Annotated in this window: 18 protein-coding genes; 6 read left to right on the top strand and 12 right to left on the bottom strand. The window is 38.5% G+C overall.

The features are described from left to right. Nucleotides 1–192 precede the first annotated feature (192 nt). From AC1PJP_RS04575 to AC1PJP_RS04565, 3 genes are all read right to left on the bottom strand, one after another. A complete protein-coding gene (locus AC1PJP_RS04575; RefSeq protein WP_479766583.1) occupies nt 193–1566 on the bottom strand; it encodes a dihydrolipoyl dehydrogenase in 1374 nt (457 codons plus the stop codon). 185 nt (nt 1567–1751) lie between these two features. Next, a complete protein-coding gene (locus AC1PJP_RS04570; protein ID WP_371864353.1) occupies nt 1752–1856 on the bottom strand; it encodes a lipoprotein in 105 nt (34 codons plus the stop codon). Between the two features lie 154 nt (nt 1857–2010). Further along, the gene (locus AC1PJP_RS04565; RefSeq protein WP_016143035.1) at nt 2011–2346 is read right to left on the bottom strand and encodes a protein tyrosine phosphatase family protein; all 336 of its coding nucleotides are present in this window, start codon (nt 2344–2346) and stop codon (nt 2011–2013) included. 189 nt (nt 2347–2535) lie between these two features. Here AC1PJP_RS04565 and AC1PJP_RS04560 point away from each other — a divergent pair, with 189 nt between their 5' ends. From AC1PJP_RS04560 to AC1PJP_RS04550, 3 genes are read left to right on the top strand one after another with little or no spacing between them, the layout of a single operon-like run. Next, entirely contained in the window at nt 2536–3432 is an 897-nt protein-coding gene (locus tag AC1PJP_RS04560) for an alpha/beta hydrolase (RefSeq protein WP_479766582.1), read from the top strand. Continuing rightward, nucleotides 3433–3870: a thioredoxin TrxC gene (trxC, locus tag AC1PJP_RS04555; protein ID WP_003655112.1), complete on the top strand. Its 438-nt coding sequence runs from the start codon at nt 3433–3435 to the stop codon at nt 3868–3870. It abuts the gene before it with no gap. 1 nt (nt 3871) lies between these two features. Then, nucleotides 3872–4288, top strand: coding sequence for an acyl-CoA thioesterase (locus AC1PJP_RS04550; protein WP_004789061.1), 417 nt, complete (start codon nt 3872–3874; stop codon nt 4286–4288). Between the two features lie 70 nt (nt 4289–4358). On the opposite strand, the gene AC1PJP_RS04545 is transcribed toward AC1PJP_RS04550, so the two are convergent. From AC1PJP_RS04545 to AC1PJP_RS04535, 3 genes are all read right to left on the bottom strand, one after another. After that, nucleotides 4359–4865 (bottom strand): nuclear transport factor 2 family protein, encoded by a 507-nt coding sequence (locus AC1PJP_RS04545; protein ID WP_479766581.1) that lies wholly within the window; start codon nt 4863–4865, stop codon nt 4359–4361. A 76-nt stretch (nt 4866–4941) separates the two neighbouring features. Further along, nucleotides 4942–5436: a DUF4442 domain-containing protein gene (locus AC1PJP_RS04540; RefSeq protein ID WP_004789063.1), complete on the bottom strand. Its 495-nt coding sequence runs from the start codon at nt 5434–5436 to the stop codon at nt 4942–4944. Between the two features lie 35 nt (nt 5437–5471). Continuing rightward, on the bottom strand, nt 5472–5960 hold the full coding sequence (locus AC1PJP_RS04535; RefSeq protein ID WP_004789065.1) for a YajQ family cyclic di-GMP-binding protein: 489 nt from the start codon (nt 5958–5960) through the stop codon (nt 5472–5474). 91 nt (nt 5961–6051) lie between these two features. Here AC1PJP_RS04535 and AC1PJP_RS04530 point away from each other — a divergent pair, with 91 nt between their 5' ends. After that, a complete protein-coding gene (locus tag AC1PJP_RS04530; RefSeq protein WP_002116171.1) occupies nt 6052–6366 on the top strand; it encodes a rhodanese-like domain-containing protein in 315 nt (104 codons plus the stop codon). Between the two features lie 37 nt (nt 6367–6403). Here the strand turns inward: AC1PJP_RS04530 and mnmC are convergent, their stop codons facing one another. The 4 genes from mnmC to AC1PJP_RS04510 are packed head-to-tail and all read right to left on the bottom strand — an operon-like array spanning nt 6404 to nt 9725. Continuing rightward, a complete protein-coding gene (mnmC, locus tag AC1PJP_RS04525) occupies nt 6404–8278 on the bottom strand; it encodes a bifunctional tRNA (5-methylaminomethyl-2-thiouridine)(34)-methyltransferase MnmC2/FAD-dependent 5-carboxymethylaminomethyl-2-thiouridine(34) oxidoreductase MnmC1 (protein ID WP_479766580.1) in 1875 nt (624 codons plus the stop codon). 23 nt (nt 8279–8301) lie between these two features. After that, on the bottom strand, nt 8302–8769 hold the full coding sequence (locus AC1PJP_RS04520; protein WP_013196830.1) for an SH3 domain-containing protein: 468 nt from the start codon (nt 8767–8769) through the stop codon (nt 8302–8304). Between the two features lie 4 nt (nt 8770–8773). Next, nucleotides 8774–9076: a YciI family protein gene (locus AC1PJP_RS04515; RefSeq protein WP_005309522.1), complete on the bottom strand. Its 303-nt coding sequence runs from the start codon at nt 9074–9076 to the stop codon at nt 8774–8776. 34 nt (nt 9077–9110) lie between these two features. Beyond that, complete coding sequence (locus AC1PJP_RS04510; RefSeq protein WP_174743592.1) at nt 9111–9725, bottom strand: septation protein IspZ; 615 nt, start codon at nt 9723–9725, stop codon at nt 9111–9113. Between the two features lie 44 nt (nt 9726–9769). Between AC1PJP_RS04510 and AC1PJP_RS04505 the strand changes: the two genes are divergently transcribed. Further along, nucleotides 9770–10621, top strand: a complete 852-nt coding sequence (locus AC1PJP_RS04505; protein ID WP_479766579.1) for a PHP domain-containing protein — start codon at nt 9770–9772, stop codon at nt 10619–10621. Nucleotides 10622–10627: 6 nt separating this feature from the next. Here the strand turns inward: AC1PJP_RS04505 and AC1PJP_RS04500 are convergent, their stop codons facing one another. Then, nucleotides 10628–11539 carry a bestrophin family protein gene (locus AC1PJP_RS04500; RefSeq protein WP_005309531.1) on the bottom strand — a complete coding sequence of 304 codons (912 nt, stop codon included), beginning with the start codon at nt 11537–11539 and terminating at the stop codon, nt 10628–10630. A 61-nt stretch (nt 11540–11600) separates the two neighbouring features. Then, the gene (gene radC, locus AC1PJP_RS04495; RefSeq protein WP_192836097.1) at nt 11601–12320 is read right to left on the bottom strand and encodes a RadC family protein; all 720 of its coding nucleotides are present in this window, start codon (nt 12318–12320) and stop codon (nt 11601–11603) included. 99 nt (nt 12321–12419) lie between these two features. On the opposite strand from radC, the gene coaBC reads away from it, so the two are divergent. Next, nucleotides 12420–13673 (top strand): bifunctional phosphopantothenoylcysteine decarboxylase/phosphopantothenate--cysteine ligase CoaBC, encoded by a 1254-nt coding sequence (gene coaBC, locus AC1PJP_RS04490; protein ID WP_009389455.1) that lies wholly within the window; start codon nt 12420–12422, stop codon nt 13671–13673. Nucleotides 13674–13736 lie beyond the last annotated feature (63 nt).

Genomic DNA, 13736 nt, shown 5'->3' with positions numbered 1-13736 from the left:
AAGTGAAACCTCTTAGCGCTGATGGTAGTGTGGGGTTTCCCATGTGAGAGTAAGTCATCGCCAGCTCATTATTCTAACACCCCGGTCTCGAAAGAAACCGGGGTGTTTCCTTATGTGCGAGAATTGAATGAATGAAAACAATTTAATGTATAGAAGAGCCAGATTTTTATTAAGGGAACTCTTCTAAATTGATTATTTCAACTGTCTGCGAGCATGTTTTAAAGCAGTGCGAAGACCTTCTTCTAGAGTAGGGTGATAGAAAGGCTTTTCTAGAATATCATTTAAAGTCAATTCTTCACCTATTATCCAGCTTAATAGATGAGCCATATGCTCTGTTGCTTCTGTAAATAATTCAGCACCAAGAAGTTTTTGACTTTCTTTCTCTATATAAACCTCAATCGCACCTCTGTTTTTCCCAAGAACTATAGCTCTTCCTTGCCGTTCATAAGAGGCTTCACCTGTAATAAAGTCTATACCGTTATCTTTTAATTGCTTATAACTTTGCCCGACGATCGCCATTTCAGGATGACTAAATACAATTCCTAATGGAGTAAGCGTCTTAACTGAATTAACTTGTGGATAATTCAAACAGTTATAAACAACCTTTTTTCCTTCATGTGCTGCCTCATGTTGCAGTGGTGTTGAGGTATAAGCATCACCCACAATAAAAATCGGATATGTATCTAACTGCTTGGTTTTTGCATTTATAGGTAATAATTTAATATCTTTAAAAGAGTTATCAATATTTTCTAGTTTTAAAGTATTAATTAAACTTGTACGGCCTGTTGCTGCTAAAACATATTCAACTTTGAGAATTTTCTCTATTTCATTAAGTTGGTAAGTTAATACAACGTTTTCTTCACTGCATTTAACTTCATTTGGTAGAGTTTCGAATAGAATTTTTAACTCTTTGCCTAGCTCTTTTTGTGCAAGTTGTTGAAGCCTAGAACTAGTAAGTACTCCAATCCGTTTACTACGAGCAAAGATTGTAGTTTTTACACCTAAACGATGCATTGCTTGAGCAATCTCAAGAGCAATCACACCACTTCCAATGACAGCAATAGATTGAGGCAGTGTTTTTAACTCAAATATTTGATCTGTTGTTATAAGCCGATTACCAAGTTCTTTCTTCCAGGTTTGATCATAATTAGGAGTTGAACCGACAGCAAGAATAAAACTTTTTGATTGGTACTGTTGCCCATTAACTTCTATAGTTTGTGAATCAATAAAATGTGCTTTACCAGAAATTTTATGTTCTGCAGGCCATTGTTCTACATCTTTTAATGTTGCTTGTGTAAAACGGTCACGTAAAGTTTGTACATGCTGCATCACTTGATCTGTATTAATTCTTGCAGATACATCCAAAGCAACCTCTTGAGCATTTTGAATGTCAAACATACGGTTTGCTGTAGAGATGAGGACTTTACTTGGCATGCAACCTACACGAGCACAAGTGGTATCCCATGGTCCATTATTTATAATTAAAATATTATTGGTATGTTTAATGGCTTCTTTATATGCGCTAATACCAGCAGTACCTGCGCCAATGATAATAATATCGAACATTGTCATTAAGCTATTTTAATAGATATTTAGAATATATAGAAAAAACCTCTTGAACAGAGGGTTTGGTTCTAATTATTTAGCTTTAAAATGTAAATTTTTGCATAAAAGGTGTTTTTAAAGTGGTTGAAACAGTTCCATTTTGATTAGTAGACTGACTTTCAATACTTATACCATTAATAACATGGTTAAATTCTTGTACCCATAGTTACTCCAACCGTAGGTTTTACTTGCATTGAGGAGCATGCTGTAAGAATTAAACAGCTTAAAAGAGCGAATATAAATTTATTCATAAAAATTAATAAATGATTCAAAAAAGATTTAAATACTTTAGATCAATATTATTTTTAGTTCTGTTGAATTCGTGCAGAGATATGCAAAATAAGTTATCGAAAAACCCTACTTTAAGGAAGAAATAGGGTTTCATGGAATATTAATTTCTTAAAATTAGTCGTCTAATAAATCCATTTGTTTTGCTAATTGATATAGATTATTTGAACGGTTTCCTGTGCGGCAAAACATAAGTATAGGTTTTGGCAACTCGTTGTAATGATTAGCAAAAGTACGTACATCGAGTTCTGTAATTTGTCCAGCTACAACAGGTTGATAAACATAGTCTAGACCTACTTGGCGTGCTGCTTCTTCAATTTGAGCACTTGTAGGCTGTTCTGGGCCGCCTTCCATATCTGGTCGATTATTAATAATCGATTTAAATCCTTTTTCTACAACTTGGCCAACATGCTCTGGACCAATTTGACCTGCGAAACCAACATTATCTGACATTTCGTCACTCCAAAATTTAACAAAACCTCTTATGCTGTATCATAGCATTAAGCTTAACCTGAGATACAAGACACTCTTGTGTTGTTCTGACTGAGAAAGTTATGTCTTATAGCTAAGTTATAAATTTTAAAAACGATCATCGCGCTATTTTAAAATTGGTTATTCATATTCTATTTCAACGGAGCACATATGCACGCTTATACGGTTGAGCCTTTATATGTTCCATGTGGTCAGGAAACGATCGCAGCTGATTTTTATATTCCTAAAACAAATAAGAAATCTGCCGTAATTATTATGGCCCATGGTTTTGCTGCGTTGCGTCAATTTAAACTAATTCAATACGCTCAGCGGTTCGCTCAAGCAGGTTATGCTGTTATTTTGTTTGATTATCGATATTGGGGGGGGAGTACTGGCAAGCCTAGAGAAATGGTCTCAATCAATTCCCAATTAGAAGATTGGAAGACCGTTATTCAATATGCTTCGACCTGTAAGTTTGTAGACAACCGAAGGATTGTGCTGTGGGGAACTTCTCTAAGTGGCGGATATGCGCTAAGCTTAGCTTCTGAATTAAAGAATATTCAGGCAATCTTAGTACAAATTCCTTATGTAGATGGCGCTGAAACTGCAAAGCTCTATCCTTTGCAACGTTATCCTCAAGCATTGAAGTTATCGAGTCAGGATTATATGGGATCAAAAATGGGGCTTAATCCAAAGAGGTTACCTGTGGTTGATCAACATAATTTATGCTTTATGCCTACAGCAGATAGTTATTATGGCTATCTATCGATTGTAAATCCTGATTATTATTGGAGTGGGGAAGTCCCAGCTCGCGTCTTTTTTAATTTGATGCGATACCGTCCAATTCTGGTTGTACGTCAGATTAATATTCCGGTTTTATTTATTGCAGCCCAAAAAGATTCACTTATTCCTATTGAGTCCAGTCGCGAAGCTGCGACAAATATTGCACCTTTTGTGAGTTATCATGAGTGGGATATGAAACATTTTGATATCTATCACGGTTCATGGTTTGAAAAAGCAGTGATAACCCAATTAGAATTTTTACATCAGCATATAGGAGTGATGTAAATGATTATTGTATGTGCATCGTGTGGTGCTAAAAACCGAGTTCCGGAAGAAAAACTTCCTGAGCAACCAAGCTGTGGGCAATGTCATCAGCCATTACTACCGCTTGCACCTATTGAACTAAATGAGCAAAATTTTAGTAACTACATCACGAATAGTGATTTACCCATTCTCATAGACTTATGGGCAGAATGGTGCGGACCCTGTAAAATGATGGCTCCACATTTTGCGCAGGTCGCAAAACAGAATCCAGGCGTTATTTTTGCCAAGATTGATACCGAAGAATCTCCTCGCTTGAGCCAAGCTTTTCATGTGAGAAGTATTCCGACACTTGTCTTAATGAATAAAACGACAGAGGTCGCGCGTATTAGCGGTGCATTACGTGCGCCTGAATTGCAGCAGTGGCTCGATCAACAACTTCAAACGAATTTCGGGAGCTAAGGTGTCAGAAGCTTATACCAAACCAGAAGGAATTTTATCCTTACAAACGATTGCCATGCCAGCAGATACAAACTGGAGTGGTGATGTGTTTGGTGGATGGATTGTGTCACAAATGGACTTGGCTGGAGCAATTCACGCAGAACGTTTCAGTCGTGGCCGTTGTGCTACGATTTCCATTAATCAAATGACCTTTTTGGTTCCGGTAAAGGTTGGCTTTGTCATTAGCTGCTATACCAAAATCTTAAAAGTTGGAAATACTTCTATTCAGATGCAAATTGAAGTTTGGGATAGTCATGATGACTCTCGTGAGCCAATACGTATTACTGAAGGAGTCTTTACCTTTGTAGCAGTGGATGTAAAAGGTAATAAGCGTCAAATACCAGAAGAAGCAAGACAAAAGTTTTTAGATACTCAATAAAACGTAGAAAGCCTGAATATCAGTATTCAGGCTTTGATTTTTAATTTAGATAAAGAACTCATTTTTAGAATTAAAACATCGTATTGGTATTTTTGCTTTGCTCAGGAATATTTTGTATCACATCCCAATGTTCTACGATTTTTCCATTTTCGACACGAAATATATCAATAATCGCTCTTCCTCGATCTTTTTCATTTTCAGTCGAATGGACATGTAAAATGACAAGATTACCTTCAGCAATCGCACGTTTAATCTCATTTTTAGCTTGTGGATTCTTTTGAAATTTTTCAGTGAAGAAATTAACGAAAGGTGCTTTCCCATCTGGCACATTAGGATTGTGCTGAATGTATTGTTGACCAATATAACGGTCTGCATATTCTTTGACTTTATGTTTTAAAAAGACGCCTTCATAAAAGTCGATGACTATTCTTTTGTTTTGAGCGCTTAATTTATCTATTGCTTCGGATTTAGTCGAAGTTAATTTACTGGTTTTAAGATTAGGTTCAGTCGCATGAGTCGTTATTGTTGTACATATTAAACTGGTAAATAAAGAGGAAAGAATCAGTATTTTTTTCATTTTTAACCTCAAGATACAAAAAATAGTTTTTATATCTTGAGGCAAATAAAAATCTAAAAGTACTTTAGATTAGTTATTATTTCTTACGTTTAGGTAACCATGCCCACAGCATTTGGCACTGGATTGGTTCATTGCCTGCATCATCAATGACTGTAACCGGAATCACAAGTTCACCTTTCTCATTAGCTGCAATAAACTTTTGCTGTTCAGCAGACAATGTTGCTGTAGCAGTCAAACCGCCTTCAACCACTTTTAAATAATCTACATGCAATGATTTGATTAATAAAATGCGGTTATCAGGAATATGTAAACCCGTTAGAAAACCTGTTGCAGTTTCTGCTAAAAGAGCCATAGCCGCAGCATGGACTCCTTTAATATGATTTTGCATGTTTTTCTGGTTTTCTAAACGGACAGTAACGTGGTTTGAGTCTACTTCCAGATAGCGGATATTTGCTGTACCCACCATTGGCACGATACGACCAAACGCCTTGCTCCAAAGCGTGCTCCGAATACCTTTAGGGAATTTGGAAGTCGCTTTTACCAGTTTTGATAGACGATTGGATTGAGACATGGAATTACCTTAGCTTTGAATGTCACGAAAAGAGATTAATCTTTAAAGTTATTAAACTGTAATGGCACACCAAATTGCTGTTCACGTAAAAAATTCATGACTTGTTGTAAAGTGTCACGCTTTTTATCTGTTACACGAATTTTGTCGCCTTGGATAGAAGATTGCACTTTAACGCCACTTTCTTTAATGGCTTTATTAATTTTTTTTGCAGTATCTGAGTCAAGACCGTCTTTAAGTTTAATCACTTGTACAAAATTTTTGCCTGAAGCAGCGGCTTTTTGTGGATCAAGTGCTTGTACATCAATTTTACGTTTATAAAAGTGATTTTCTAACATGTTATAAACTTGTTCACACTGAAAATCGCTTTCTGTACTGATTTTAATTTCTTTATTTTTTTCGTTTATTTCGACTGAAACATCATGACCACGGAAGTCAAAGCGTGTTGCAATCTCTTTTTGTGTGTTTTGTACAGCATGATTAACCTCAAATAACTCTAATTCAGAGACAATATCGAAAGAAGGCATAGTTTAGACCTTTACAAAGTGAAAGAATATTTGAGATGCTAAGAGGGTTTTCTTCATTTGCCAAGTGTTGTTTACATCAAAGGAGTGCACAATGATCCGTAAACAAGAAATTACAACATTTGAATTCCCAGAAAATGCTGTTATCTGGGATGTCCGTGATACTAATGCTTATGCAGAAGGGCATGTTAAAGGTGCGGTGAATCGCCCGATTAATGATTTGAATGCTGATATTTTGAACCAGGTCTCTGCGGGTCAGCCGATTTATATTTTATGTGGTGGTGGTAGCAAAGCTCCTCGTGCAGCTGAGAAACTAGAAGGATTGGATGCCTCGCGTGAATATGTCGTGCTGATGGGGGGGACACGTGCAGCTCGTGATGCTGGCTTGCCTCTAGAGCAGGGCGCATAAAAAAAAGCACCTTAGGGTGCTTTTTTATTGAAGAGAACTATTGCGGTTTGAAATACGGCTTTTTAGGTTTTACTTTTTTTTGAAATCTTTGCGGATTCAGTTTTTGTAATAAACTGTCCGGTACTGGGCAAGCCTCTCCTAATATCTGGGCAACCAAGATCTCGCTACATAGAGGAGCAAATAGAAAGCCCTTAGAACCAAGACCCGCAAAAGTAGCAATTCGACTATTCTCAAGCATTTTTCCGACCAGAGGAAAATAATCTAAGCTTTGTGCACGGATAGATGCACGGCCTTGCCACGTCGAAGTTGATGGTAACTTTTCTGCATATGCAGGGAATACGCTGTGGATTAATTCAAAGTTATGCACATGGTCTTCGGGAAGCACATCTTGATCTTCACGATTTGGGTAAAAAGATGCACCTAAAATTATCTGTGAAGCATCAAGTTGCATACAATACCCACCATAGCTATAAGCTTCATTTAAAGGTAGGGGAGCAAAAGAATTATTAACCCAGCTCACTTGTCCGCGTATTGGTTTTAACTGTGGATAGCTTTCAAATAAAGCAGCACTTCCCCGAGCACAGCACACAACAACATGGTCTGCTTCAGCAATAACTTCATTATCAGCCTGCAATTGAACTTTATTTTCAAAAGGAACCAGTGCTGTGACATGGGCAATTTTTAGAGCAATTAAAGGGTGTTGTAAAATTTCATCACGTAGTTGATGTGGTGAAACAGAACCCGCTTCGGTCAGTGAAACACTAGAATATGCAGTTTCAAGTGAGTTTGTTGAATGGGTAACAACTTCTGCTGGATATTGGTTTACAAGATCGAGAAGTTCATCTGCATTTTTCAATGCGATTTGTTGTATTTGAAGTGGACGGAATGCTTGAAAATTTTTATAAAAATTTAAAGCATGTTGCCAACTTAAAGTCATGAGATGTTCATGGCTTTGTTCAATCGGACATAGTTTAGGATTAAGCAATGCCAAAGGATTTCCAGAAGCACCAGATAATGCTTCTGTTTGCTCGTATAAGGTGACTTGATGCCCGCGTGCTGCAAATGCCCACGCCGTAGTTAAACCTGCTACACCGGCCCCAATTATCGCAATATGCTGCTGTTCTTTACCCAATGACTGAACTTGGTCTAATTGTGAGGATTCATCATCAGATTGAGGTGGATTCCAGATTGCTTTGAGCATTTCCCGTTTATGCCGAAAACCACGTGGACGAGAAATAGTAATACCGTGCGCCTTTAGCCCACGTTTTAAAACACCCGCTACACTAAAAGAGGAAAATGTGCTGCCATAGTCTGAAAGACGAACAATATGGTTTAAAACATTTTGTTCCCATAGCTCTGGATTGCAAGAGGGTGCAAAGCCATCTAAAAACCAAGCATTTACTGCTTTAGTTTTCGCTATGCTTGGGAAAATGTCTTGTGCATCTCCTAGCCATAAGTCGATGCTAAAACGCTCGTTTGGAAAAGTTAAGCGATGACATCCAGCAATAGGGAGCGGATATTGTTTAATTAACTGCTCTGCAAGTGGTTTAAGCTCATCCCAGACATTTAAAGCACGAATAAGGTCAGCTTTACTTAAGGGAAATTTTTCAACACTAATTGCATGTAAATGACTTTGATTGTCTGGACGAACTTGTTGCCAAAGTTGCCAGAGTGCAAGAATGTTTAAACCCGTACCAAAACCGGTTTCTCCTACACTGAAATATTCAAAATCTTTTAGATTGGCTAAGCGTTCTGATAAGTCATTACCATTTAGAAAAACATGTCGTGTTTCAAGTAAGCCATTATCTTTGGAGAAATAGACATCACCAAATTGTTTGGAAATGGGAACCTCGATACCATCGATGAGTTCCCAATCCAGTTCTGCTGTTTGGATACGGTTTGATACGTTCATTTAGTTTAATAGATTGCTTGGATTTACCACTGGCGTCGACGTTTTGTATGGATATAACTAGCAATAAAGAATCCTAGCAATACGCCACCCGCTAAGGTAACCGCGCCATATAAAAACATTTGCGCACTACGTTCGCTTTGTAAGACTTGAACCTGAACAGAGAGGCTGTCGTTTTTTAACTGTAGCTCTTGGTTCTGAGCGAGTGCTTCAAGATTGGCATGTTCTAACTGTTTTAAGCGAGATGCCTGATCTTGAACTAGAGCTTTGATTTTCGCATCTTGCTGTTGTTTATTCTTTACGAGTTGTTCAGCTGTAAGTGGTTGAGCTGTAGTCGCTGTTTTTACACCAGTTGGTGCTGTAGGAGCGGGTTTAGCTGCCTGAGTTGAAGGCGCGCTTGGAGGAGGTGTTGCTGGTGTTGCAGCAGGTTCAACTGCTCCAGCAGTTGAACATATCAAACACAAGCCAAGAAAGCTTTTGATTGCAGGCTGCATGCGATTACCCTTTTGGAAATGCTTTATTGAACGGTTTTACATCAATATGGGCATAAATGCCTTCTTTGAGAAATGGTTCTTCTTTTAACCATTCATCTAATGCTTCGCGACTGTCGAATTCAACAATCATGGTGCTGCCATAGAAGCCTGCTTGTGGATCATTAGGATCTTTTGGCATAGCACCCGCTGTAACAAGGCGGCCTTCATCATCGAGTTTTTGTAGACGTTCGATATGCTGAGGGCGTACTGCTAAGCGTTTCTCTAAAGTTCCTTCGTTATCGGTACAGCTTAGAACAAAAAAAGGCATGTAATCGTATCTCTATAATTAATCAGGAACCACTTTAAGCATCTGGTGACTTAAAATGCTTACGTAAAATAATGAACTGAATAATGATAAATGAAAACATCACAATCATGTCACCAAATGCAGTAAATTCGCCCCAATATTTTCCGCCGTGAAATAAAAATGCGAAGAACACATGTAAACAAGACATCACTACAAACATGACTGCCCAAGCGAAGTTTAGATTTTTCCAACCTTTTTCACTTAACTCTAAAATAGGATCAAATAAACGTCGTATGAGTGGCTTACGGTCTTTACCAAACCAAGGTGAAACCAAGAATGCGCCTGCAAAAACCAAATTTAAAATTGCAGCTTTCAGACGAATATAGAAGTCATCACTTAGCATGAGCGTGATGCCACCAAAAATCACAGTCATAAACAACACGAACCACTGTTGTTTATCTAGACGGAACTTTTGGAAAATAAATAGAGCACCATATACCACGAGCATTGAAATAATTAGACCAGTAGTTGCTACAAGAATATTATTATTATCTGCACCGCCAGCAGACCCGATCAGTTTAAGTAAAGGATGCTGTGCGTTAGCTGGATCAACTGTTTTATATAAATAGAAGAAAATAATTAATGGAACAAAGTCCAGAAGTGCTTTCATGTTAGAGTATCTGATCAGGTTTGGTGAATGGCATAGTATAAAAGATGCAAGGCATAGATTTACATACACATAGCAATATTTCTGATGGAACTTTGTCTCCGGAATTACTGGTGCAAGCTGCTATTGATGTGAATTTGCATACTTTGGCTTTAACTGATCACGATACAATGGACGGATTGCAGCGAGCTAGAATTGCTGCGCAAGGTCATGATTTAAAAATCATTTCTGGTACGGAAATTTCGAGTCAGTGGTCACGCCCAACAACCAAAAAGAGTTATGGTGTACATATTGTTGCTTTAAACATGCAAGATGAAGCACCAATTTTAGAAGCATTAGAACAACAAAAAAGAGTACGAGCGCAAAGAGCTAAAGTCATTTGTGATTTATTAGAAAAATGTATTGGTTTTCAGATCTATGAAGATGTTCTTGCCAAAGTGGAAAATCAGGCCGATCGAATGACAAGAACCCACATTGCTAAAACACTGGTCGAGAAGAATGTAGTAACCCGTCCTCAACAGGCATTTGATCGTTTCTTAAAAGAGGGAAGACGTGCCTTTGTTAAGTTTGAAGGGTTAGGATTAAAAGAAACAATTGATGTGATTCATGAAAGTAAAGGGCTGGCGGTTTTAGCACATCCAACTCGTTATGATTTATCTGCAACTAACATTCGATATTTAATTGAGTTGTTTGCAACTTCAGGTGGAGATGCAGTTGAGCTACCTCCACCTATGGAAACGTTATCTACTCGCCAGATGGTTGATCGGATGATTGAGCAATATCAATTAGCTGTATCGATTGGCAGTGACTTTCATGGTGAAAATATGCCATGGATTAAATTGGGAAATACACCTAAACCAACGTCTAATCAGCAAGGTGTTTGGGAGCGTTTTCTCTAATAGCGCTTAGAGCAAGTTATTATCTTGAGCTTGAATTGGAGGTGGTGTCGGTTTGCCTAGCGTTCCTAAAAGTTCAATTTCGATACTACGCACCATGGCATCTAAAGGTAAATCATTGCTTTGAGTACCAAAAGGCTCTTCAATTTCCGAGCTTAGTGCATCAAGTCCTAAGAATGTATATGCCAAAATTCCAACTAGTAAAGGTGTGGCTAAACCAAGCAATGAACCAAGGCTAAACGGCAACATAAAACAGAAAAAATAGACAGTGCGATTGAGCAAAACTGAATAAGCAAATGGAATAGGTGTGTTGGCGATTCGGTCACAGCCAGTTTGCACAACACTTAAATCTGAAACATTTTTATTCATCTGTGCATAGATGATGTCAGAGATTTCACCTTCTTTAAGTGCTTGTAATAATTCCCAGTGAATGAGGCTCAGCGTGTACTGAGGGGCATTATTTTGCTGATAGAGTTGGGTGAGTGCTTGCTGGCTCATACCACTGGTTTGTATTAACTCAGTTGGGTTCGCAGTCTGACGACGTAAACGATCACGTAACACATTAGCAAAAACAATCACATGTTGAATGACACGTTCACGGCGGGCCTGAGTCAAAATTCGGCAGTCACGGTCAAAATGGCGCGAAGTTGCAATTAAAACACCCCATAATTTTCGGGCTTCCCACCAACGGTCATAACATGCAGTATTTTTAAATCCTAAGAAAATAGAAAGCACGACACCAATGAGAGTAAAGCCAACTAAAGGAATTTCTGGAAAGCGATAAAGGTTAATATATTCCACGCCACCAATGATTGCTGAGATCAACATAACAAACCCTAAGGAGGGGAGAATTTTGGGTAAAATCGTCCCTCGCCAAGAGAATAAAACTTTGAAAATACTAGGTTGATCACGAACAATCATTTTATTTTAAGCATCACTATTTTTGTTTTGATCTTCTAGGCTTAGTTAAGCTTTGTCAATATTATTGAACTGATATTGTTGCGGGGTTGAGCAGTTGTTGTTCAGCAAATGAAAAGCTTCCTTCTGGAGAAATAATAAAATGATCCAAGAGGTGTATTTCGACAAGCTTGCATGCATTTTTTAGTTGTTGAGTTAAGGCAATATCTTCAGCAGAAGGCTGTGCTGAACCAAATGGATGATTGTGTGCAATAACGAGCTGACAAGCATGTTGTTGCAAGGCGTAGCGTAAGGTTTGATTGACCGAGACCGCACAATGTTGCATTGAACCAAAAAATAGCTTTTTAAAATGGAGCTTTCTTAATTCTGGGTCTAGACACAGCACGGCAAAGACTTCTTGTTTTTCACCTTTTAATTCATAGCGTAAATAATCTAAAACTAAATCAGAAGAGTGAAGACTAAGATTATTCTTCTGAAAGTGATGATTGAGATAACGTCGTCCGAGTTCTTTGACTGCCAGTAATTGAGAATATTTCGTTGCTCCAATTCCATTAAATTGAGTTAATTCGCTTAACGATGAATCAAATACTGCATTTAGGCTACCAAAATGTTGAATGAGTAAACGTGATAATTCGACTGCTGAATGTTCTCTTGAACCTGAGCGAAGAAAAATCGCCAATAGCTCAGCATCAGAGAGACTTTGAGGGCCTTGTTGTAATAACCGTTCTCTTGGCCGCTCTTGTTCGGGCCAATTTTTAATAGAAGTATTCATATTCCCCAGCATAATTCGCTTAAAATTTTATTTTGTTTGCCCAATCAATCTTGGGTCTGCGCGTATTTAATGCTATTGTGAGCGCCACTGCAACAGTAAGGTATCCTGTTCGTGAGCTTTGATCTAAGTGTTATTCCTCATAAAAACATCGTTTTAGCTGTTACTGGCGGAATTGCTGCCTATAAAAGTGCCATCTTAGTCCGCCGCCTCAAAGATTATGGCTTTGATGTGCGTGTGGTCATGACACATGGTGCTCAGGCATTTATTACCCCACTAACTTTTCAGGCTCTTTCTGGTAATCCTGTCCATACTGAACTTTTAGACCCTGCGGCTGAAGCTGGAATGGGACATATTGAATTAGCACGTTGGGCTGATTTATTACTGGTTGCGCCTGCAAGTTGCGATACTTTGGCAAAATTTGCGCATGGTTTAGCAGATGACTTGCTCAGTACAGTTTTTTTGGCAACAAAATCTCCTGTATGGGTTGCGCCTGCCATGAATCAGCAAATGTGGGCGGCCAAAGCTACACAACGAAATTTACAAACCTTGGTCGAAGATGGCGTGCATGTGATCATGCCAGATGCTGGTGAGCAGGCGTGTGGTGATGTTGGTTTAGGCCGTATGCCAGAGCCAGAAGAAATTGCTAAGCAAGTGGCTGGCTATTTCCATCAGGCTCAACGTGCAATTGCTGAAAAATTTGGGTTATTGGCAGGTAAGCGAGTTGTGATTACTGCTGGGCCAACACGTGAAGCAATTGACCCTGTTCGTTATATCTCGAACCACAGTACTGGTAAAATGGGCTTTGCTTTAGCGGCTGCTTGTTACGCTGCTGGTGCACAAGTGACTTTAATTGCTGGGCCTGTAAGTTTAGATACACCGAATGGTGTAAAAAGAGTAAATGTTGCTTCTGCAAGACAGATGTTAGATATCAGTATGGATTCGTTAGAAACAGGCTGTGATATCTTCATTGCAACCGCCGCAGTCGCAGACTATCGCGTAGCAGAAGTTGCCGAGCATAAAATTAAGAAGGCAGGGGATGAGTTGAATGTTTCCCTTGTAAAAAATCCAGATATTGTGGCAACCATTGCTGGTCAGGAAAAACGTCCATTTATGGTGGGCTTTGCCGCTGAAACACAAAATGTTGAAGAATATGCGGCAGGAAAACTGGTCGCTAAAAAGCTCGATATGATTGCATGTAATGATGTGTCACGAGCAGATATTGGTTTTGCTTCTGATGAAAATGCGATGACGGTCTTCTTTGCTGAGAACTATCACATGAAAAAACGTGAGTTAGAAAAAGCATCTAAACAAGAAATTTCTCAACAGTTGGTTGAAGCAATTTCGGATGCATTGCGCCGTAAATAATATGTTTTAAATAAAAAAACCGCGAATGAATCGCGGTTTTTTTATATATCTTACTTTATCCAA

The sequence above is a fragment of the Acinetobacter sp. V116_7 genome (assembly GCF_056735735.1).
The sequence above is the reverse complement of the archived record's forward strand: the minus strand, read 5'-3'. Positions and strand labels throughout refer to the sequence as shown.